19 protein-coding genes, 1 other RNA gene and 2 pseudogenes are annotated in these 20,336 nt (G+C 36.8%); 13 read left to right on the top strand and 9 right to left on the bottom strand.

The window, feature by feature from the left end; all coding sequences use genetic code 11:
• Nucleotides 1-1,548, bottom strand: a pseudogene (locus NYZ99_RS09595) (hypothetical protein).
• A gap of 146 nt (nucleotides 1,549-1,694) precedes the next feature.
• Between NYZ99_RS09595 and NYZ99_RS09590 the strand changes: the two are divergent.
• Together NYZ99_RS09590 and leuB are read left to right on the top strand one after the other, a co-directional pair.
• Nucleotides 1,695-2,867: a 2-isopropylmalate synthase gene (locus NYZ99_RS09590; RefSeq protein WP_260575052.1), complete on the top strand. Its 1,173-nt coding sequence runs from the start codon at nucleotides 1,695-1,697 to the stop codon at nucleotides 2,865-2,867.
• Nucleotides 2,868-2,869: 2 nt separating this feature from the next.
• Nucleotides 2,870-3,988, top strand: coding sequence for a 3-isopropylmalate dehydrogenase (leuB, locus tag NYZ99_RS09585; protein ID WP_260575051.1), 1,119 nt, complete (start codon nucleotides 2,870-2,872; stop codon nucleotides 3,986-3,988).
• Between the two features lie 2 nt (nucleotides 3,989-3,990).
• Here the strand turns inward: leuB and NYZ99_RS21730 are convergent, their stop codons facing one another.
• Genes NYZ99_RS21730 through NYZ99_RS21720 form a run of 3 tightly spaced genes read right to left on the bottom strand, consistent with a single transcriptional unit; the run spans nucleotide 3,991 to nucleotide 5,214 of the window.
• Nucleotides 3,991-4,404, bottom strand: coding sequence for a TlpA disulfide reductase family protein (locus NYZ99_RS21730; protein ID WP_420845212.1), 414 nt, complete (start codon nucleotides 4,402-4,404; stop codon nucleotides 3,991-3,993).
• 33 nt (nucleotides 4,405-4,437) lie between these two features.
• Nucleotides 4,438-4,836, bottom strand: coding sequence for a hypothetical protein (locus NYZ99_RS21725; protein ID WP_338039415.1), 399 nt, complete (start codon nucleotides 4,834-4,836; stop codon nucleotides 4,438-4,440).
• Between the two features lie 48 nt (nucleotides 4,837-4,884).
• Nucleotides 4,885-5,214: a hypothetical protein gene (locus tag NYZ99_RS21720; RefSeq protein ID WP_338039414.1), complete on the bottom strand. Its 330-nt coding sequence runs from the start codon at nucleotides 5,212-5,214 to the stop codon at nucleotides 4,885-4,887.
• Between the two features lie 125 nt (nucleotides 5,215-5,339).
• Here NYZ99_RS21720 and pheT point away from each other — a divergent pair.
• A pseudogene (gene pheT / locus NYZ99_RS09575) lies at nucleotides 5,340-7,772 on the top strand (phenylalanine--tRNA ligase subunit beta).
• A 2-nt stretch (nucleotides 7,773-7,774) separates the two neighbouring features.
• On the opposite strand, the gene NYZ99_RS09570 reads toward pheT, so the two are convergent.
• The gene (locus NYZ99_RS09570; protein WP_260575050.1) at nucleotides 7,775-8,347 is read right to left on the bottom strand and encodes a fasciclin domain-containing protein; all 573 of its coding nucleotides are present in this window, start codon (nucleotides 8,345-8,347) and stop codon (nucleotides 7,775-7,777) included.
• Between the two features lie 206 nt (nucleotides 8,348-8,553).
• Between NYZ99_RS09570 and NYZ99_RS09565 the strand changes: the two genes are divergently transcribed.
• On the top strand, nucleotides 8,554-9,276 hold the full coding sequence (locus NYZ99_RS09565; RefSeq protein ID WP_260575049.1) for a hypothetical protein: 723 nt from the start codon (nucleotides 8,554-8,556) through the stop codon (nucleotides 9,274-9,276).
• On the opposite strand, the gene NYZ99_RS09560 is transcribed toward NYZ99_RS09565, so the two are convergent.
• Nucleotides 9,273-10,409 (bottom strand): hypothetical protein, encoded by a 1,137-nt coding sequence (locus NYZ99_RS09560; RefSeq protein ID WP_260575048.1) that lies wholly within the window; start codon nucleotides 10,407-10,409, stop codon nucleotides 9,273-9,275. The genes NYZ99_RS09565 and NYZ99_RS09560 overlap by 4 nt on opposite strands.
• Nucleotides 10,410-10,435: 26 nt before the next feature.
• Nucleotides 10,436-12,064, bottom strand: a complete 1,629-nt coding sequence (locus tag NYZ99_RS09555; RefSeq protein WP_260575047.1) for an ABC-F family ATP-binding cassette domain-containing protein — start codon at nucleotides 12,062-12,064, stop codon at nucleotides 10,436-10,438.
• 480 nt (nucleotides 12,065-12,544) lie between these two features.
• Between NYZ99_RS09555 and NYZ99_RS09550 the strand changes: the two genes are divergently transcribed.
• Complete coding sequence (locus NYZ99_RS09550) at nucleotides 12,545-13,189, top strand: hypothetical protein (protein WP_260575046.1); 645 nt, start codon at nucleotides 12,545-12,547, stop codon at nucleotides 13,187-13,189.
• Nucleotides 13,164-13,631 carry a hypothetical protein gene (locus NYZ99_RS09545; protein WP_260575045.1) on the top strand — a complete coding sequence of 156 codons (468 nt, stop codon included), beginning with the start codon at nucleotides 13,164-13,166 and terminating at the stop codon, nucleotides 13,629-13,631. Before NYZ99_RS09550 ends, NYZ99_RS09545 begins: the two co-directional genes overlap by 26 nt.
• A gap of 14 nt (nucleotides 13,632-13,645) precedes the next feature.
• On the opposite strand, the gene NYZ99_RS09540 is transcribed toward NYZ99_RS09545, so the two are convergent.
• Together NYZ99_RS09540 and ffs are read right to left on the bottom strand one after the other, a co-directional pair.
• Complete coding sequence (locus tag NYZ99_RS09540) at nucleotides 13,646-14,455, bottom strand: SDR family oxidoreductase (RefSeq protein ID WP_260575044.1); 810 nt, start codon at nucleotides 14,453-14,455, stop codon at nucleotides 13,646-13,648.
• A gap of 94 nt (nucleotides 14,456-14,549) precedes the next feature.
• An RNA gene (gene ffs / locus NYZ99_RS09535) (signal recognition particle sRNA small type) lies at nucleotides 14,550-14,648 on the bottom strand.
• Between the two features lie 114 nt (nucleotides 14,649-14,762).
• Between ffs and NYZ99_RS09530 the strand changes: the two genes are divergently transcribed.
• The 7 genes from NYZ99_RS09530 to NYZ99_RS09505 all read left to right on the top strand — a co-directional run bounded on the left by NYZ99_RS09530 (nucleotide 14,763) and on the right by NYZ99_RS09505 (nucleotide 20,316).
• Entirely contained in the window at nucleotides 14,763-15,818 is a 1,056-nt protein-coding gene (locus tag NYZ99_RS09530) for a glutaminyl-peptide cyclotransferase (protein WP_260575043.1), read from the top strand.
• Between the two features lies 1 nt (nucleotide 15,819).
• Nucleotides 15,820-16,206, top strand: coding sequence for an acyl-CoA thioesterase (locus NYZ99_RS09525; RefSeq protein ID WP_260575042.1), 387 nt, complete (start codon nucleotides 15,820-15,822; stop codon nucleotides 16,204-16,206).
• A gap of 21 nt (nucleotides 16,207-16,227) precedes the next feature.
• On the top strand, nucleotides 16,228-17,769 hold the full coding sequence (locus NYZ99_RS09520) for a hypothetical protein (protein ID WP_260575041.1): 1,542 nt from the start codon (nucleotides 16,228-16,230) through the stop codon (nucleotides 17,767-17,769).
• A gap of 143 nt (nucleotides 17,770-17,912) precedes the next feature.
• Entirely contained in the window at nucleotides 17,913-18,080 is a 168-nt protein-coding gene (locus NYZ99_RS21715; protein WP_338039413.1) for a hypothetical protein, read from the top strand.
• A gap of 310 nt (nucleotides 18,081-18,390) precedes the next feature.
• Complete coding sequence (locus NYZ99_RS22920) at nucleotides 18,391-18,600, top strand: LytTR family transcriptional regulator DNA-binding domain-containing protein (RefSeq protein WP_420845211.1); 210 nt, start codon at nucleotides 18,391-18,393, stop codon at nucleotides 18,598-18,600.
• 186 nt (nucleotides 18,601-18,786) lie between these two features.
• Entirely contained in the window at nucleotides 18,787-18,963 is a 177-nt protein-coding gene (locus tag NYZ99_RS09510) for a hypothetical protein (RefSeq protein WP_260575040.1), read from the top strand.
• Nucleotides 18,964-19,062: 99 nt separating this feature from the next.
• The gene (locus NYZ99_RS09505) at nucleotides 19,063-20,316 is read left to right on the top strand and encodes a tetratricopeptide repeat protein (RefSeq protein WP_260575039.1); all 1,254 of its coding nucleotides are present in this window, start codon (nucleotides 19,063-19,065) and stop codon (nucleotides 20,314-20,316) included.
• Nucleotides 20,317-20,336 lie beyond the last annotated feature (20 nt).

Raw genomic sequence — 20,336 nt, 5'->3', positions numbered from 1 at the left:
TTACCTGGTCTGTTTTAGGGCCTTTTCCCGAATGATTTCTGATACTGGTTTATTTTCCAAATGGCTTTCAAGCCACGAAATGATATCCAAATAAAGAAAGGCCCGTTTCTCATAAGGGTGGTCCTCATATTTTTTAAGTTCGGTATGTAATTTTTCAAATTCGCCCCTCAACTCATTTGGATAAATACTGCCTAGATTTCTCAAAAACTTGATCATTTCTTTTTGTACGGCATGCATGTCATTCATCTTGAGTAAAAACTTGTAGGTACTTTTTAATTGAACCTCTAAATGGTAGTCCATTCCCGCTTCGTAATGCGCCACTAAACTCAAAACCCTTGCAAAGCACATAAGGTCTTCTCGCATTTTAAGGTTTTTATTGTTGATGATCTTTTTAAGATAAACGATACAGGTCTTATTGTCGCCTATACCAAAATAAAGACAGGCAATCTTGTAATATAAAACCATTACATGATGGGCATCAATTCTATCTTTATGTTTGGCGATGCCATATTCAATAATCTTGACGAGATATAATCCTTTTTCAAAAGTTCCTTCCGAGAAAATGGAGATTTAGCTTGTTGGCATTTAGATATAAAAATGCAAGTGAGTTTATATTGTCGTTTTTGGGGAAATCCTTTTCCTTTAAAACCACTTCCATTTTCTCGGAGGGTTTCCTTGAATTGTGAACTATACTTCACATAGAACAATGATTCCAAGAGATAATGGTTTCCTTTTAGGAAGAATACCGGATTTAGATAAATCATTTCCTGGTAATCATAGAATAAATCTACCCACTTACTAGCGTATTTATAGGAAGAAAGGAAGTCTTGAGTCAAAAAACTGTACCACAGGTGGGCCTTATAAAGCCACAATTTTTCCCGAAAGCCTAAGGTTTCAACATCGACCTTTGGCAAATGTTTTGAAAAATACTGTTTTACCTTTTGTAGGTCCTCATCGCTCCTTACGTAGCCCACCTTTAGCATCATGCTATATAGCTGTAGGGAAAGGTTGGAGAGTTTACTGGTAATGACGTTTTGACCGTGATAATTCCTTGGCCTGAACTGCCAACTCATCGGCCCTATCAGGAATACTACGTGTTATGTATTGGGTCTCGATTATTTTTTCAAATTCCACAATTTCATAGGCAATGTTCTTTTCCTCATTTTCAATAGCCGTGGATTTTGCCTTGTCTAAAATCTTAAGGCTTTGCTTATATAAACCTTTCTGATAAAGAATGGTAGCAAAGTCTAGCTGTTCCCGTATCTGAACCCGTATGTTTTGATTGACGGGATTAAGCCTTAGACTTACAAGTATTTGTTTATATAAATGGGCTTTCAGATTAGAAAGCTGGGCCTTTTTTACTATTCCACTGGAAAGTATTACCTTTTCATCATAACGCTTAATTTTATCCAGTAGATTGAAGAGTGCCAAAAACTTTGCATCGGTATTTACGCCCAAACGACCTACATAAAGTTTAAATTGACGCTTTTCAGATTTTGAAAGCGATTTTACCAAAACGAACAACGCATCTTTATGAGCATTTGTCATCGTAAAAATATATGTTTAAGTTATTGTAAATCAATAGATTGATATTATCGAAAAGTATATTAACGTTGTAAATGTCCTGACAAAATTTGCTTTTTTCGTTATCAGCGTTATATATTCGTTTAACTTGCTAAAACTACATAAATATAATGAGCAAAGATATAGTACAAATTTTTGATACTACACTTAGGGATGGAGAGCAGGTTCCAGGTTGTAAATTGGACATGGAGCAGAAGTTAGTGATAGCTGAAAGATTAGATGAGCTTGGTGTAAATATTATAGAAGCGGGGTTTCCTATTTCTAGTCCTGGCGATTTTAAATCGGTTGAAAGTATTGCAAAATTGGTAAAGAACGCTACCGTCTGCGGTCTTACAAGAGCCGTCAAGAAAGATATTGAAGTTGCCGCAGAAGCCTTAAAACATGCAAAAACACCAAGAATACATACTGGAATAGGCACTTCCGATTCCCATATAAAGCACAAATTCAATTCCAATAGGGAGGCCATTATCGAAAGAGCTGTAGAGGCAGTTAGCTATGCAAAGAAATTTGTGGAGGATGTGGAATTTTATGCCGAGGATGCCGGTAGAACGGATAATGAATTCTTGGCCAGGGTCTGTGAGGCAGTGATTAAGGCTGGGGCAACCGTCCTAAACATTCCGGACACAACTGGTTATTGTCTTCCTGAAGAATATGGTGCCAAAATGAAGTATCTGAAGGAAAATGTAAAGGGAATTGACAAAGCTATTCTCTCCTGCCATTGTCATAACGACCTAGGTTTGGCCACTGCCAATTCCATAGCCGGTGTAATCAATGGCGCCCGGCAAATAGAGTGTACTATAAATGGAATTGGGGAACGAGCTGGTAATACCTCTTTGGAAGAAGTGGTGATGATTATGAGACAACACCCAAGTTTAAACTTGGATACTACTATCAACAGTCAATTGTTGTTCGATACCAGTAAAATGGTTTCAAACAAAATGGGGATGGTAGTACAGCCTAATAAGGCCATAGTTGGTGCGAATGCTTTCGCCCATAGTTCAGGAATACATCAGGATGGTGTTATAAAAAATAGGGAAACCTACGAAATAATTGATCCAGCTGATGTTGGTGTTACAGAGTCCTCTATTGTTTTGACCGCTAGAAGCGGAAGGGCGGCCTTGGCTTACAGGGCGAAGCTTGTAGGTTATGAGCTTACAAAGACTCAGTTGGACAAGGTATACGAAGAATTCCTAAAGTTTGCGGATAGAAAAAAAGAAATCCTTGACGATGATATCCACGAAATCATTGAAGCTAGCAAGGTAAATCTTCAAAGTATAAGTTAAAAATGCGGTTAGATATTGCTGTATTAGGTGGGGATGGCATTGGCCCGGAGGTCGTTGCCCAATCCCTTAAGTGTCTACGCTCCGTTGAAGAAACTTTTGGTCATACCTTTAAATTTAAAAAAGCCCTCATTGGTGCAGAGGCCATGGATAAAAAGGGTAGTCCCCTACCGGATGAGACGTTAAAAATCTGTAAAAACTCAGATGCTATATTATTTGGAGCAATCGGAATGCCCCAATATGATGGAAATCCGGACTCCAAAATTTGGCCCGAACAAGGGCTACTAAAACTACGAAAGGAATTAGATCTTTTTGCCAATATCAGACCGGTTAAGGTATTTCCTGCTCTCATTAGGCAATCGCCCCTGAACAAAAAAGTGATTCAACATACAGATTTGGTCATTTATAGGGAGTTATCCGGTGGTATTTACTATGGGAACAAATCCATGGATTCGGGCACTAATATTGCTACTGACACGTGTTCCTATTCCGAGGATGAAATCAGTAGAATTACCCATTTAGCGTTTAAAGCCGCCAAGAATAGAAGGAAGAAAGTGACTTTGGTTGATAAGGCGAATGTTTTGGAAACTTCGCGTTTGTGGAGAAGGGTAGTCAAATCCATCTCAAAAAGCTATCCCGACATTGAATTGGAAACCCTATTTATTGATAATGCCGCGGTTCAGATGATTCTTAATCCCTCTCAATTTGATGTTATACTGACCGATAATATGTTTGGGGATATTTTATCCGATCAAGGCAGTGTTACGGCCGGTTCCATTGGATTGCTTCCTTCGGCTTCAGTGGGCACTGAATATGCAATGTTTGAACCGATTCATGGCTCATACCCTGATGCAAAAGATAAGAATATTGCCAACCCGGTAGCTGCAATTCTAAGTGCTGGTATGCTCTTACAGCATTTTAAACTCAATGAAGAGGCCGATGCCCTTGTTGCTGCTGTATTAAAATCGTTTTCGAAAAAAATCGTAACTCCTGATATAATGGGAAGTAGTAAATATGGCACTGACTACGTCGGTGACTTTATTGCGGACAATATCATGGAAATTGATGATAATTTCAATATGAACGACGAGAATATAGACCTTGGAAAATCTACGATTATATAATGTTATTCAGACAATAACCCCGTTAGGAAACTGTCGAATTCCAATTTAAATTCCTCATATTTTTTTCCCGTGGCCGATCCATTGAATCCAGTATGTATTTTTCTCACTTCCCCCTTTTTGTCAACAAATATAGTCGTAGGATAAGATAGCACATGATTCAACATCGGTAATTTTTGTTGTGCCTTTTTCTTGTCATAACTACCATACTGAGCTAATAAAATAGGATAGGATATCCCTATTCTGTCTTTGAGTCGTTCAATACTTTGCAGGGCACGCTCTTTAGTCTTAGCCTGTTCAAAGGCCAGTGCCAACACAGCCAAGTCCTTGTTTTGGTTGTATTCTAAATAGTTAACTAGGAATTTAGATTCATCAAGGCAATTTGGACACCAAGAGCCCATAAGCTGTACAATGACCACTTTGTTTTTAAAAACAGGGTCAGATAATGATATTTAGTCCCCATCTAAATTAGGAAAGGAAAAATCGAACCGATCATACCCCTCTTTTATAAAGGTCAAGGAGTCAGCACTTGGAAGTTCATAGTTTTCATTTCTTACCGCAACGAAAGGCTCCTTAAAATGATTTCCTGAATAAAAAGTGCCCTTCATAGTACTGTCAGATACCTTCGCATGGAACAAAAAGGCATGTGCTCCATCAAAGGCGGATAATTTTAAGGAATCTGCATCCATCACTCCTTCCAAAAAACGATAGTCACCAGTAGTTGTTCTAAAGGTCCCGGAAACAATCCCATTCTTTTGGCTAAAAATCCCTTTACCCATATAACTATCCTCCGTATTTGGACTGAACTCTGTCTCCCAAACACCGTCAACACCTTGGGTACTTGATCCCACATCTGTAAATCGTTCTTCAATTCCATAAACAGCTTGAAAAGGAACGGATCAGTCCAAACTTTCTATTACGAATTTCCCTATCATTTGCTCGTTAATAAGCTTAGCAGAAATATAACCCTCAAATACGGGAGCTTTGATTAAGATAGAATCATCTTCTATATAAATTTCATCGACTAAAATGGTTTCCTCCCCATTGAGAACCTTCATGCTTACTGATTTGTCATCTGTTCGGTATAATTCAAAATTGAATGGCAATATCTGATGGTCTTTTACTTCCAATCTAGCTTGCCAAACACCTTCTTTGGGTTGAATATTCGTTTTCCGGGTTTCACAAGCAAAGAGAATAATGGTCAGGAACAGAATTAAAATTTTTTTCATGGTTGGCAGATTTAGTGCGAATTAACAACTTATAAACCTCATTTTAAAATTAAGGATAAAACAATCCGATGTCTGTTGAATCTCTTCCACCATTGTTTTATCTTTACGCGCTTTAAAATGCACAAATGAAAATTTCTTATAACTGGCTCAAACAGTTCATCAATATAGATTGGAACTCCCAAAAAACAGGGGAACTTTTAACGGATTTAGGATTAGAGGTTGAGGGAATAGAACGCTTTGAATCCGTGAAAGGAGGATTGGATGGTGTTGTTATTGGACATGTGTTGAGTTGTGAACAACACAGCAATGCGGATAGATTGAAAGTTACGATGGTAGATATTGGCGAACCTGAACCTGTTCAGATTGTTTGTGGGGCGCCTAATGTGGCAAAGGGTCAAAAAGTACCTGTAGCGACCATTGGTACCACCCTATATACTAAAGAAGGGGACGCTTGGAAGATAAAAAAGGGAAAGATTCGTGGAGAGGAAAGCCATGGAATGATCTGTGCCGAGGATGAACTAGGCCTAGGTGAAAGCCATGATGGAATTATGATTTTAGATGATAGTCTAAAACCTGGAACGCTTGCGTCTGATGTATTTAAGGTGGAAAAGGATGAGGTTTTTGAAATTGGACTTACGCCAAATCGTGCCGACGCCATGAGTCATTTTGGCGTTGCCAGGGATTTAAAAGCCGGTTTAAAACAGAAGGAAATAAATAAAGAGCTCATAACGCCACCGGTTAGTCATTTCAATGTGGCCAACAGGTCTTTGAAAATAGATGTTGATGTTATAAATAATAGTTTGGCCCCTAGGTATTGTGGTGTTACTATAAGCAACATTATCGTTCAACCTTCTCCGAGACTGGCTTAAAAACAGGTTGAAGGCCATTGGTATTACGCCCAAGAATAATGTGGTAGATGCTACCAATTATGTACTGCACGAATTAGGGCAGCCCTTGCATGCTTTTGACGCAAACAAAATAAAGGGAAATAAAATTGAAGTAAAAACCCTTCCCAAAGGCTCTAAATTTACCACCTTAGATGGTGTGGAAAGAGAATTGCACGAGGATGATCTTATGATTTGTGATATTGAAAAGCCTATGTGTATTGCCGGAGTATTTGGAGGTATACATTCCGGTGTTACGGAGCACACCACTTCCATTTTCTTGGAAAGCGCCTACTTTAATCCGGTTTCTATTCGCAAGACTGCCAAAAGGCATGGACTCAATACGGATGCTTCCTTTAGATTTGAAAGGGGCATTGATATTGAAAACGTAGAGTATAGTCTTAAGCGAGTGGCATTATTGATCAAAGAAATAGCAGGTGGTGACATCACTTCGGATATTGTGGATCTTTATCCAAAAAAACATAAGGATTTTGAGGTATTCCTAGCTTTTGAAAAAATAAATAAGTTGATAGGCCAAAACATTTCCCAAGATACCATAAAGTCAATACTCGCTTCATTGGACATTAAGGTGAGAAACGTGACTGAAGCAGGAATGGGACTTACTGTTCCCTCCTATCGTGTGGATGTACAGCGCCAAGTGGATGTAATTGAAGAAATATTACGCGTCTATGGTTATAACAATGTGGATTTCAGTGAAAAACTTAATGCTTCTGTAGCTTCTACTAGTTCATTTGAGGATTACAAAATCCAACAAATTATAGGGGACCTACTGGCTTCCAAGGGTTATTTTGAAATATTGACGAACAGTTTGACTTCCCCTTCTTACAACAGACTTTTAGAGGGAGAATTAGAGGCAAAAAAGCATGTTACAATTATAAACCCATTGAGTGGTGAATTGTCGGTGTTAAGAAAATCTTCTCTGTTCACGGCATTGGAATCGGCCAGTTTCAATATCAACAGAAAACGGCAGAACCTAAAGTTGTTCGAGTTTGGTAAAACATACTACCAAGAAAACAATGAACGTATCGAGGAAAAATACCTGAGTATTCTATTGAGTGGAGAAGCCAATGAAAATAGTTGGACAGAACCAGCCAAGAAGACAGATTTTTTTCAATTAAAGTCTATAGTGGATACTGTTTTGGAACGCTTGGGAATTAAGGACGTAACATATGAACCGGATAGTTCAAAATTATTTTCGGAAGGTATTTCTTATAAAAGTAACGATGACAGTACCTTGGTTTCCTTTGGAATCGTTAAAAAAAGTATCACCAAACACTTCGATATTAAACAACAAATTTTCTATGCCGATTTTAAGTGGGATGTTATTTTAAAAAGCCTTAACAAAAGCGGGATTACTTTCAAGGAAATATCCAAATATCCGAAGTTAAAAGGGATTTTGCCCTTTTATTGGACAACACCGTAACCTTCAAAGAAGTGTATGATTTAGGTTTTAGGACTGAGCGTAAAATACTGACTCAAATAAGCCTATTTGATGTATACCAAGGTAATAATTTGCCGGCTGGCAAAAAGTCCTATGCTGTCAGTTTTACTTTGAAAGACACTCATGGCACTTTGACGGATACCCAAATAGATAAAATCATGAATAAGCTCCAAACCAATTATGAGAAAGAATTGAGTGCGGAACTTAGATAGTTTTAAAAAAAGTTTACAGGAAAAAAGACACTATCTATCTCATGTATGACTCCATTTCGTTGTTCGGAATCTGCATTTACAATTTTAGCCTTATTACCATTGGTGTCTGTTAAAACAATATCGATGCCACTCATGGTGGCAGTTACTTTTTCGCCTAAAATTGTTGTAAAAGAGGCTTCCCCATTTCCTCTACACATTGCTCTTAGGATTTTGGATGCCGATAGTTTACCTGCAATAATATGATAGGACATTATAGCTTTTAGCTTCTCTTTGTTTTCTGGATTTATAAGCCATTCATTCGTGACCTCTGATAATTTTTCAAAGGCGGCATTAGAGGGAGCGAAGACCGTAAATTGTCCATCATAATCCAAAAGACAATCTAAATCAGAAGCTCTCAATATGGACAATAACCTACTATGATTTTCTGTCTTTTCGGTATTGGACAGAATGGAATTTAATTTTGAGCTAGTTTTGGATAGAATATTATCTTGTACTGCCGCTGAAGGCTCCTGTGCGGTACAGAAAAGTGTCATTAGTAGGGCCGCAAAAGACACGGGGGATGTCCAATTTTTCATAGGTAAGGTTCTTGGTTTGAGGCTATAGTCGGTTATCGACGAATGGTTCACATTCCTCGACAATATACAATCTTAGCATTAATAAGGGTGCTCTGAAAATATGACAATTATAATATTTAACATATTTTTAACAAATATCTAATTTTTGTTGGTTTTTTATAAATTTAATTATTGTCTAACTTTGAAGGAGTTGCTAAAAAAGAAACATGTTATTTCAAAAAACAAATCTTCTAGAAAAGTTACACTTAGAAAGAGAAAAGCAAAGAAAGTCAGGAGAAAATGTACTGAAAGAGGTCCAAAGAATTTTTGCCAATCTTGATAAAATTTATTCCCGTATTGATAGGAATCTCTCAGAACTAGATACCTTAAAGGTCAATTCATTTGATTTTGATTCCCTTGATTCTGAACGTATCTTTCACATAGATCAAATTAAAAAGGTTTGTATCGATTACCGCCTAAGGTTTTTGGATTCAAAATATTTCAAGGGTGAAATCCCATCCGAGGCTTATTCAAAAATCAGGGAACTAGAAAAAACACACACTACGGAGTTAAAAGGATTTAAAATAATTGCGCCGTCAAGACTATTTAAGTTGGAAGACAAAGACGACCCTCTTCTATTTGCTCCAATGGGAAATGGCTATTTTTATCTTATTCATAAGTGGGGTAATGATCTGCATCCTCTTAGAAAATTAATGATGTGGCCTTTTAAAAATGTGGGAAACCTTATTTTCGTTATCATTTTACTTAGCTATGTGACTACATTGCTCATTCCTAACGGGCTTTTCTCTAAATCTAATTCAGTGGCAGAATTCGGCATACTCTTTTTCTTTACTTTTAAAAGTATTGTTGCCGTTGCCATATTTTATGGTTTTGCCCTAGGTAAAAATTTTAGTCCGGCTATTTGGAATAGCAAGTATTACAATGCTTAATTTGTGCTTTGAGTAAGTATTGCTTTTGGAATCCCTACTAAATCAATATTGTCAATATAAGCAAAATCAGGTGCAGGGGTTAATCTCAGTATTCCACCAAAATTGCTCGAACCATTTTTCTCGTATCCTACCAGTATGAAATTATTTTTATCGTCATAGCCTATTGCCGTTGCCGATTGTATATTAAGTTCCGTATTCAATTCGGTCTCCGATAAGAAATTTTCAAAGTAGTACAACGTTGCTGTGTTAGCCTTAAAATCGTAAACCGCCGGTATTTTTTCTATCGCTTCCCCCTCTGTATTCATCGTATAATACATTTTTCCTTGGGAATCAAAAAGATTATAGCCTTCTGAATATAAATTGGGGCGGAGCGTCTCTCCATATTGGGTATACACTTCCTCAAAGGTTGTACTGTTTAATGTCGTATGAAGTTCAGGGTAACTTATAACGATATGACCATCCGGGTCTTTAAAAATTTTCTTGGCATTAAATCCTACCAGCTTTTCAAGAACTATGGACTGTCCATTGATATCAATAACACTTATTCCGTTTTCATCAGTAATTTCCACATCATGTGTCAGAACAAATAGTTTTCCATTACTAGGAATGACGAGCTTGGGTTGTAAACTAAGTTCCACGTCCACCGCACTTTCTACATCGTTTAAACTAATAATTCTCACATAATAGGCATCTTCCTTCCCTACTTCGCTTTTAATAAATGTTAAGAATACATGGGAATTATCGTGAGCAATGGAAGTAATATTCAAACTGCAGACATCTAGATTTAAAAATGTCTCTATCAATTGATAATTACCGGAATTGAAATCAAACCTTAAAATTCTACCCTTACAATCTCCTGTAACTTCAAAAAAACTGAAAGTATTGCCGTCCGCAAAGGTGATTTTGGAAGATGGGAACGCGGGAAAATTTAGGTTATCAGTTTTTAGGATCATTTCATTTTCTGAAGCTTGCACGTTTCCTGTGGTCAAAAAACCGCTTTTTTCCAATAAAACGCTATAATTAGCTTCAATAGTTAATGGGGTCTCATTCTCTAGGGGTTCCGTGGCGGATTTACTGCATGCGGCCGGAAAAGCCATCAGCAGAATGCCGACCTTGTAGGTGTAGGTCTTCATGATGTATAGATTTGGGTTGTACTTCCTTATACTGGAACAGCATACATCTTGCCCCTCTGTTCCTTCAATGCCTTGTCAGACATATATTCATCAAACGTAGAATATCTATCAATGTTGCCTTTAGGTGTTAATTCAATAATTCTATTAGCCACTGTTTGAGCAAACTCATGGTCATGTGTAGTGAATAAGACCGTTCCCTTAAAATTCTTCAAGGAATTATTGAATGCTGTGATGCTTTCCAAATCCAAGTGGTTTGTAGGTTCATCTAACATGAGAACATTGGCCCTTAGCATCATCATTCTACTCAACATACATCTAACTTTTTCGCCTCCGGAGAGTACCGTACACTTTTTAAGGGCCTCCTCGCCACTGAACAACATTTTGCCCAAAAAGCCCCTAATATAAACTTCTTCACGCTCCTCTTCGGTCTTGGCCCATTGTCTTAACCAATCTACCAAGTTGATGTCCTGGGTAAAAAAACTAGAGTTATCAGCAGGTAAATAGGATTGAGTGGTTGTGACTCCCCAACTATGTTTGCCTGCATCGGGTTTTTTATTTCCATTTATGATTTCGTAAAAAGCTGTAGTTGCTCTTGAGTCCCTTGATATGATAGCTATTTTATCTCCTTTTGCAAGATTAATGTTGACATTATCAAATAGCAACTCCCCTTCTTCTGTAGTAGCCTTTAATTTATCAATGTTCAATATTTGGTCGCCGGCCTCACGTTCCCTTTCAAAAATGATGGCAGGATATCTTCTACTAGATGGCTTAATATCATCCACTTTAAGTTTAGAAAGCATTTTCTTCCTTGAAGTTGCTTGTTTGCTCTTAGCAACGTTGGCACTAAAACGCATGATAAATTCCTGCAATTCCTTAGCTTTTTCCTCAGCCTTTTTGTTTTGTTGTGCCCTCTGCCTTGCTGCCAGTTGACTACTTTCATACCGGAAAGTATAGTTACCTGAATATAGGTTCAATTTACCAAAATCGATATCACCAATATGCGTACAGACTGTATCCAGGAAGTGTCGATCATGCGATACAACAATTACCGTATTTTCATAATCTGCCAAAAAGTTTTCCAACCAATTGATAGTCTCATAATCCAAATCATTGGTAGGCTCATCCATTATAAGTACATCCGGGCTACCAAATAAGGCTTGGGCCAAAAGTACCCTAACCTTTAATTTGGAATCCATATCGGACATAAGTGTATAATGCAACTCTTCACCTATGCCCAAATTGGAAAGTAATGCAGCCGCATCACTATCGGCATTCCAACCATTCATTTCCTCGAATTGGACTTGTAACTCCCCTATCCTATCGGCATTTTTGTCGTTGTAATCCGCATACAGGGCATCAATCTCCTTCTTAATATCATATAGAGGCTTATTGCCTTTAACAACAGTCTCTAGAACGGTATACTCGTCAGAAGCATTATAGTCCTGTTCCAAAATGGACATTCTTTTACCCGGTTCCAAATGGACATGACCAGAAGTTGGGTCTATTTGTCCGGACAATACCTTTAAAAAAGTTGATTTACCGGCACCGTTAGCCCCAATTATGCCGTAGCAATTACCTTCCGTAAAAACTACGTTAACCTCGTCAAACAAAACTCTTTTTCCAAATTGTACTGATAAATTGGATACCGATAGCATATTGCACATTTTAAAAATCCTTGCAAAAATACTGAAATTAATAGGCGAAAACCAACAAACATTGCACATCATCCGTTATAATGTTCCTTACAGCCTAAACCATTAAGTTTTAACTAGGTATTAACAAGGATCGAAGTATCGGATCATTATTTTTGACCTCAAATGTTGCCCAATTTGTGTATGGATAAATTTTTACCTATCGCACTTGTTTCGCTTTTAATTGGCTGTAATTCCCCCGTTACTGACGAATCTGGTGTTTTCTTTGCTGGGGAAATCGTAAATCCGACAAGCGAATATGTGGTACTCTTCAAAGGGAGTGAGGCTCGGATTCTGCCAAACTTGACAATACCAATCGCTTTTCGTTTAAGTTGAACAATGTAGGCGATGGATTATATCACTTCAACCATAGTCCGGAACAACAATATGTTTATCTCGAAAAGGGCGATAGCGTTTGGATACGTTTGAATACTCTTTACTTCGATGAATCCTTGGTATTTTACTGGAACCAATGAGGAATTGAACAACTTTCTTTTGGAGGTGTTTTTAGAGGATGAGGAAGTTGAGCAATTAATGTATTCCGAACTATATGAACTGGAAACTGATGAGTTCTCCGAAAAAATCGAAAGTCTTCGAAAGGAAAAACTGGAAGTACTTGATGAATTGAACAAGGAAGCCGATTTAACCGATACGGCCTATGAAATAGCGAAGGCTAGTATTGATTATACCTTTTACAAATACAAGGAAAACTATCCCTTTAAACATAGATGGAAACTTAGAGAAGATAATCTTCATGAGATTTCCGAGGACTTTTATGCCTACAGAAATGATATAGAGTATGGCAATAAGAATTTGACCTATCTAAGACCCTATTATGAATTTATGAAATTGCACCTTGGGAATATATCTTACATGACCTGTTCTGATGATTGTGGCAAAAATGGTGGTGCAATTAAAAACCAATTACATTTTAATCAACATAAGTTGAACTTGATTGACAGTTTGGTTGGTGAAAAGGAACTTAGGGACAATCTCTTTAGAAATGTTGCCTTTAATTACTTATTAAGGGAACATGATGTAGACAGTAATAAGGTATTCATAGATGAGTTTCAGAGAATATCTCGGTAACAATATTCATATTAAGGAGATTGAACGATTATATCAGGGCATAAGTAATATTCAACCAAACAGCCCTGTACCTGATGTTAAGTTGGTATCAATGAACGATTCTACGGTATCTTTACCTTCTTTAAGTAAGGATAAAAAAGTGATCTTTTATTTTTGGTCAGGTACTGATAAGAATCACTATGAGAATATTTTCGATAGAGTTAAGGAACTAAAAGGAATAAAACCTGAATATGAATTTATAGGTATCAATTTTAGAACCGAAACCAATAATTGGAAAGCTATAGTTAATAAGTTCGAATTTGATGCCAATAGTCAATTCAAGACAGATGATTTTCAACAGCTTCAAGAAAATCTTATTATCTATCCGATGAACAAGTGTATTATTACCAATGATGCAATGATTGTAGATGCTTTCTCCAACATTTATTGGAACAACCTTTAATAAGCTTATTCAGATTATTTTTTACTATGTTTTATTAAAAGGTGCTCATACCAAGTATCAGGTAGTACTCTTTTAAGTATTATGGAAAACTTCTGCATGAAAGCACCAACTTTATAATGCACTTTTGGCTTTTTCATGTTAATAATCTGAAGCACTTTTTTGGCTACCTCTTCCGGATTTCCACCTTTATCAACATCTTCATCAATACTATTTAATATAGCGCCATAAGACTCTTTATATGGTGAGTTTTCCTTTATGGGGGCATGGTAGCGCCCAGCGGCAATGTTTGTCGCAAAATCCCCTGGTGCCAAACATGTGCATTCTATGCCGAAATCCTTGGTTTCCATCCGGAGACTTTCCGTAATTAGTTCTAAAGCGCCTTTTGATGCGGAATAGATTCCACGAAAAGGTAATCCCATGTAACCGGCAATGGAAGTTATATTGATAATTAGGCCACACTTTTGTTTTCGCATTTGGGGCAATGAAGCTTTTATTACGTTTAAAGGGCCTATAAAATTGGTGTCAAAAGCATTCAATATTTCATTGTTAGGAGTCTCTTCTAAAGGTCCGGTAATTCCAACCCCTGCATTATTGATCAATACATCCAACCTTGATTCCTTTTTCAATAATAGTTCAATGGCCTTCTTTACAGATTCCGGTTGCCTAACATCCATTTCCAACAATTCAAAGTCCTTAAAATCAGAATACTTTTTTAGATTTCTTGTAGTTCCGTAGACGATGAACCCATTTTTACTCAAATAGGTGCCTATAGCCTTGCCAATACCGGATGACCCTCCAGTTATAAGTACAATCTTAGAATCCATGTTTCAAAAGTAAGTGTGGAATTTGGAAAATAAAAATATCCGAATTTTGATCAAAAAAATGGAAGGTAATTCGTTCTTTACTTTCGCGCATAAAAAAAGGCAAGCTACCTACATCGCACCGCTACGACCGTATACCCTTGCTGCGTTCCCACCCTGGGGGATTCTACAGGAGCTGGTCGTGTAGGACTTGCCGGGTGCAAATATACAACCTTTTAAAACTTTCACAATCCTTTTTACATTCTAATTTTAATGCTTTAACTTGTCGCTTTCCCTTAATTTACTATCAAAATTTAGTATGTTATTCCAAATGAAGTTTATCAGAATATCCAAGGCCTTGGTTGGCCTACTATTAATTGCATCCTGTGGTAGTGGCAACCAAAAGCCTTCTTCTTTATTTTCAATCGAATTGGAAGGAAACGCCAAACAGGTAAACCAAAATGAAAAACTGGGTGTTTCCTTAAAAAATCTAAAAAACAAGGAAATAGAAGAAGTAGTTTATAGTATTGATGGTGAAAACTTAAAAGTAGAGAATAATAAGTTGGACTTTTCAATTCCCAAATTGGGGAATAAGGTTTTGAAGGCCACTGTTACCTATGAAGGCAATACTGTTGAGATAACAAAGAACTTAAAAGTCTTGGCTTCACAAGCGCCGGAAATATATACCTATACCATACTTAACGAATATCCCCATGACTCTAATGCCTACACGCAGGGATTGGAATTCCATAAGGATACTCTTTATGAGGGAACAGGAAAAAGAGGTCGCTCTTTTCTAAGAAAATTGGATTTTAAAACAGGAAAAGTATACCAGCAAATAGATTTGGACGAGACCTATTTTGGTGAGGGCATTACAATTTTAAATGATAAAATATATCAACTTACCTGGCGAAGTGGCATGGGTTTTATCTATGATTTAAATACAATGAAGAAATTGGATAATTTCCAGTATGGAAAAAGTCGGGAAGGCTGGGGACTTACAAACGATGGTGAGAAATTATACAAAAGTGATGGCACCGATAAAATCCGGGTATTGAATCCTGCAACCTTAGTAGAAGAGGGCCATATTGAAATAGCTACGAACAAGTCCCTTTTTGCCGATACGAATGAGCTTGAATATGTAGATGGTAAAATTTATGCCAATGTGTACCAAAAACCAGGAGTAATGATTATCGATGCTAAAAGCGGGGCCATTGAAGGGGTTATAAATTTTGGAGGGCTTAGTGATAAAGTAACAAAAACCGAAAACTGGGTAGATACTGAAAACGTATTGAACGGTATTGCCTATCATCCGAGAAGAAAGACATTTTTTGTAACAGGAAAAGACTGGGATAAAATGTTCGAAGTCACAATTCAAAAAAAATAGAATGCCCTTTACGAAGCGGATCAAGGTTTCTTTGGAGGATTTGGATGACCTAAATCATGTGAACAATGTAAGATATGTTCAGTGGATACAGGATATCTCTAAAGAGCACTGGACAAAAATGGCTCCTGTTGAAATTCAAAATAAGGTAATTTGGGTCGTACTAAAACACACTATTGAATATAAGTCTCCGGCAATTCTCAATGACCCCATTATTGTTTCCACATATATAGAAAGTAGTAAAGGCCCTATTTCTATTCGCATAGTGGAAATGTTTCATGAGATAACAAATACACTCTTGGTACGTTCAAGTACTGAATGGTGTTTATTAAATAAGGACACCCATAAACCCATACGGATTTCGGAAGATATTCAGCGGATATTCTCTTAAATCCCGACAAATGTTGCGGATGTGAAATCAAAATTCCTCTTTATATTGTTATTGTTTTTGTTGGTGCTATGGGGAGGCTCTTGCAGGAAGGACTTTGAATATGCGACTAGTGATGGGCATCTTTCCTTTTCAAAGGATACTGTATACCTGGATACTGTTTTTAGTGGTATTGGAAGCAGTACTTATTACCTCAAAGTATATAACACGACTAAAGATGATGTTCTTATACCATCTATTAAACTCAGAAATGGCACCAATAGCTATTATAGATTAAACGTTGATGGTAAAGCTGGTAATATCTTTACTGAAGTGCCATTATACGCGGAGGACAGCTTATTTATTTTTATTGAAACTAATGTAGCTCCACTACCTGAAGAAGCATTCCAAATAGTGTATACGGATGCCATTCAGTTTGATGATGGTATTTATCAGCAGCAAGTGGAATTGGTGACACTGGTAAAAGACGCCATTTTTCTATATCCTGATAAAAATCCCGATGGTACAAAAGGGGAAATCAAGTTATATACCCAAGAAGACGGTACGGATGTATGGGTAGAAGGTTTTGACCTTAAGGACGACCAGCTGCATTTTACCAATACCAAACCCTATGTTATCTATGGATATGCCTCCGTTCCTGAAAATAAACTGCTTACCATAGATGCCGGTGCTAGGATTCATTTTCATAATGGTTCCGGATTGCATGTGAAACCAAATGCTTCTCTGCAGATCAATGGAAGTTATAGTAGCGACACTGAGGTGTTGGAAAACGAAGTGATATTTGAAGGTGATAGACTAGAGCCTGCCTTTTCCAACATCCCAGGTCAGTGGGGCAGCATATTCATATCAAAAGGAAGTACAAATAATAGAATAACGAATTTAACCGTGAAAAATGCGGAAATCGGGATTTATGTAGAAGGTAATATAAACGTTGAAGAATCAACTTTGGATATTACCAATAGCCAAATTCATAATAGCTCATTACATAATCTATGGGCAAGATTCGCAAACATAATCGCTAGGAATTTACTAGTTGGGAACTCGGGCAGTTCATCCTTAAAATGTGATCTAGGTGGAAGATATGAATTTACGCATGCTACCATTGCCAATTACTGGATCAATGGTTTTAGATTCGGCAAGGCATTGGAATTAAGTAATTATTCGAAATCTGCTTCAAATACTGGGATTGATTTACTACAGGCTGATTTTAGAAATTGTATTATTGACGGTAATTCAATGTCTGAACTAATGCTTTCCACGAATAGTGAGAACGACTTTAACTACAGTTTTGAAAATTGTTTTATAAAGTTCAAGGATACTGGAACAGAGTCAATGGATGCTCTTTTGTATGATTTTGATGATCCCGCTTTTGAAAATAGTATCCTAAATGTAAATCCGGATTTCTTCAACCCCAAAGTAAATGATTTTAGGATAGGCTTGGATTCAGAAATCATAAATAAAGGGAGTATCCTATTTGCCAACGAGGTCCCTTTTGATTTATTAAATAATGAAAGAATTTCATCACCGGATTTAGGCGTTTATCAGGCAACTGAAAAAGTGGAGTAGTCCATTACTTAAATATGTGGAAGAAAAAACTTTCAAAGTCAGATAATTATCTAAGAATATTATAATGTCCTCCATTTTTATAAGGTTTTCCTAGTTCAAAGATTTTCAGTCTATTAGTAAATTGCGGTAGAACACTAGTAGATTTGGAATATTCGTATGTCATCATTGATTCAGATGCTGTCTCCAACTTGCAGCTAAGTACTTTTTTGGAAGAGTATGGGGACTTTAGCTGTTCCGGATTGGCCAAAAATCCTGATGACGGACTAAATCAAATTCTTAAATTTTCCCCGATTTGGTCTTCATCAATTTAGACCAAAAGACCCAGGCACATTTTCAGATGGTACTTGAAATGCATCAATATTTAGTTGAAATTCCAATAGTAATTGGAATTTCCAAAACTAAAAAGCATGCATACGATGCCATAAAAAATGGTTTTTTTGATTACTGGCTGCTACCCTTTAATGAATTTGACATTAGGAAATCCTTGTTAAAACTGAGGAAAAGAATGCCAGGACCAAGGAACCACAAACCATTTGCTTAAAGTCCTACAATGATTTCCAGTATTTAAACACCGCGGACATCCTTTATTTACAGGCAGATAACAACACCACTGAATTTTTCATGAAGGACGGAACGGTTGTAAATGCTTTCAAGACTCTAAAGACTTTTGAAAAGCAACTTCCTCAAAACTTTATCCGCATACACCAGAGCTACATTGTTAATACAAACTATGTTTCCGAATCAACTTTGGCAAGAATATCTGCGCACTTAAAGAAGGAGAAAAAAACCTCCCTTTCTCAAAATCCTATAAGGACAAGATGGATCAATTAAAGGAAGCCTTGTCAAAAAATAGCATTTCCTCGCTTAATTGACCAAATTCTCTCAAAATCGGTTCAAATACTACGAGAACCGCGCAATCCACTAAACACCCAGTAAAATAGGCTGTTTCAACAAATTGGCTTATTACTTTAGTAGTGTAATAAAAAAACGTTTCCCTAACTAAAAACACTGAAAAAAATGAAAAAAGTAGTAAGTATTGCAGCGGTAGCATTAATGGCATTAGGACTAACCACCTACGTAGTAGAGAACACTGCAAATGAGTTTGATTTTATGAAAGATATAAGTAAAATGTTGGCCTGTGACGGTTGTGTAAACAACGATGACAGAAGAGATCCTCCAAAACCAATTGCATAGTATCTACTATTAAATGATATATAAAAAGGCCCCGAGCATAAAAGTTCGGGGCTTTTTTATATATTGTAAGTAAATAGTTACAAGACTAAACGGTATAGATTGAAAAATTTTCTTTTATTTCTACTTGTAGTTTTATTCTCAAATATACTTCAAGCACAGAATCAACAAAGTAGGAATCGGCTAGATGAACTAAAAGCAAGAATAGATAGCCTTATAACATTTAGTAATTCAGGTGGTGTCACACAGGATAATAGAACTAAATCACTTAGTCTAGCCTTTGACCTCACTAATAAGATTAAAGATGATAGCACACGTATACAGCTCTTATCCAGTCTTTCTTATTATAGTTCTTCATCACAAAGTAAAAATCTTTTTAAGAAAATAAATCTTGAAACGATTAAAATCTCAAATAGTCTAAAGGATTCTACAGCCTTGGGAAATGCCTTTTGGGACTTGGGTTATTATTATAGCAGAAACTCTGTAAAAGATAGCTCATATTACAGTTATTCCCAAGCCCAAAAAATTTTTGAGGCACAAGGGAACAAATTTCTTTCCGGACGCATGCTTTTCAATATGGCCAACCAACAATTGGACGTTAAGGATTATATAAGTAGTGAGGCTAATGTTATTGCGGCTATTGAACGGTTGAAACCTTTGGACAAAAATAAAGAACTATATAATTGCTACAATACCTTGGCTATTATTTCCCAAGCCTTGAAGGAATATGAACAAGCTATTGAATATTATGATGAAGCCTTGAAATACTTAAAAAAAACAGACAACCCGGAGGAAATAATAAGAGAGAATATAAATAACAGAGGATTAGTGTATCGTGACATGGGCGAATTTAAAAAAGCCCGTAACCACTTCCTAGAAAATCTAGAAGTTGATAGTCTCAAATCGAAGAACCCTAAATTATACGCCAAAACACTGGTTAATTTGGCATCTACTAAGCTAAAATTAAATGACAGTATTGATGTTTCGGAATTTATCAGTGAATCAATAGATGTTAATGATAGTCTTCAAGATATGAGAGGTCTCGCCTCTTCCTATTTTACTAAGGCTGAATATGATTTGTTTTTAGGAGATACTTTAACAGCCATTGATGATGGAATAAAAACCATAGAGCTGGCCAACGAAAGTTCTAGTAATGAACGGTTATTAGAAACATATACCTTTCTGATAAATATTGATAGTAAAAGTGCTCCTGAATACGCCCAAAAATATATTTCATTAAATGATAGCTTAGTACAATTAGAAAGACAAGCCCGAAACAAATTTGCCCGTATTCGCTTTGAAACGGATGAATTCATCGCCCGAATGAGCAGCTGGAAGAGGAGACTGCTGTCCTAGCCAAGCAGAAACAAATTTGG

The sequence above is a fragment of the Maribacter litopenaei genome (genome assembly GCF_025244665.1).
Classification (GTDB): Bacteria; Bacteroidota; Bacteroidia; order Flavobacteriales; family Flavobacteriaceae; genus Maribacter; species Maribacter litopenaei.
This window is presented reverse-complemented; position numbering and strand designations above follow the sequence as displayed.

What these genes read in the sequence shown, in the direction of transcription:
- NYZ99_RS09590 (WP_260575052.1), top strand. Translation starts at nt 1,695, where the DNA reads ATGAGCAAAGATATAGTACAAATTTTTGATACTACACTTAGGGATGGA.
- NYZ99_RS09545 (WP_260575045.1), top strand. Translation starts at nt 13,164, where the DNA reads ATGAGTTTCAGAGAATATCTCGGTAACAATATTCATATTAAGGAGATT.
- NYZ99_RS09525 (WP_260575042.1), top strand. Translation starts at nt 15,820, where the DNA reads ATGCCCTTTACGAAGCGGATCAAGGTTTCTTTGGAGGATTTGGATGAC.
- NYZ99_RS09560 (WP_260575048.1), bottom strand. Translation starts at nt 10,409, where the DNA reads ATGAAGACCTACACCTACAAGGTCGGCATTCTGCTGATGGCTTTTCCG.
- NYZ99_RS09530 (WP_260575043.1), top strand. Translation starts at nt 14,763, where the DNA reads ATGAAGTTTATCAGAATATCCAAGGCCTTGGTTGGCCTACTATTAATT.
- NYZ99_RS09550 (WP_260575046.1), top strand. Translation starts at nt 12,545, where the DNA reads ATGAATCCTTGGTATTTTACTGGAACCAATGAGGAATTGAACAACTTT.
- leuB (WP_260575051.1), top strand. Translation starts at nt 2,870, where the DNA reads ATGCGGTTAGATATTGCTGTATTAGGTGGGGATGGCATTGGCCCGGAG.
- NYZ99_RS09565 (WP_260575049.1), top strand. Translation starts at nt 8,554, where the DNA reads ATGTTATTTCAAAAAACAAATCTTCTAGAAAAGTTACACTTAGAAAGA.
- NYZ99_RS22920 (WP_420845211.1), top strand. Translation starts at nt 18,391, where the DNA reads ATGAAGGACGGAACGGTTGTAAATGCTTTCAAGACTCTAAAGACTTTT.
- NYZ99_RS21720 (WP_338039414.1), bottom strand. Translation starts at nt 5,214, where the DNA reads ATGAAAAAAATTTTAATTCTGTTCCTGACCATTATTCTCTTTGCTTGT.
- NYZ99_RS09555 (WP_260575047.1), bottom strand. Translation starts at nt 12,064, where the DNA reads ATGCTATCGGTATCCAATTTATCAGTACAATTTGGAAAAAGAGTTTTG.
- NYZ99_RS09540 (WP_260575044.1), bottom strand. Translation starts at nt 14,455, where the DNA reads ATGGATTCTAAGATTGTACTTATAACTGGAGGGTCATCCGGTATTGGC.
- NYZ99_RS09570 (WP_260575050.1), bottom strand. Translation starts at nt 8,347, where the DNA reads ATGAAAAATTGGACATCCCCCGTGTCTTTTGCGGCCCTACTAATGACA.
- NYZ99_RS09510 (WP_260575040.1), top strand. Translation starts at nt 18,787, where the DNA reads ATGAAAAAAGTAGTAAGTATTGCAGCGGTAGCATTAATGGCATTAGGA.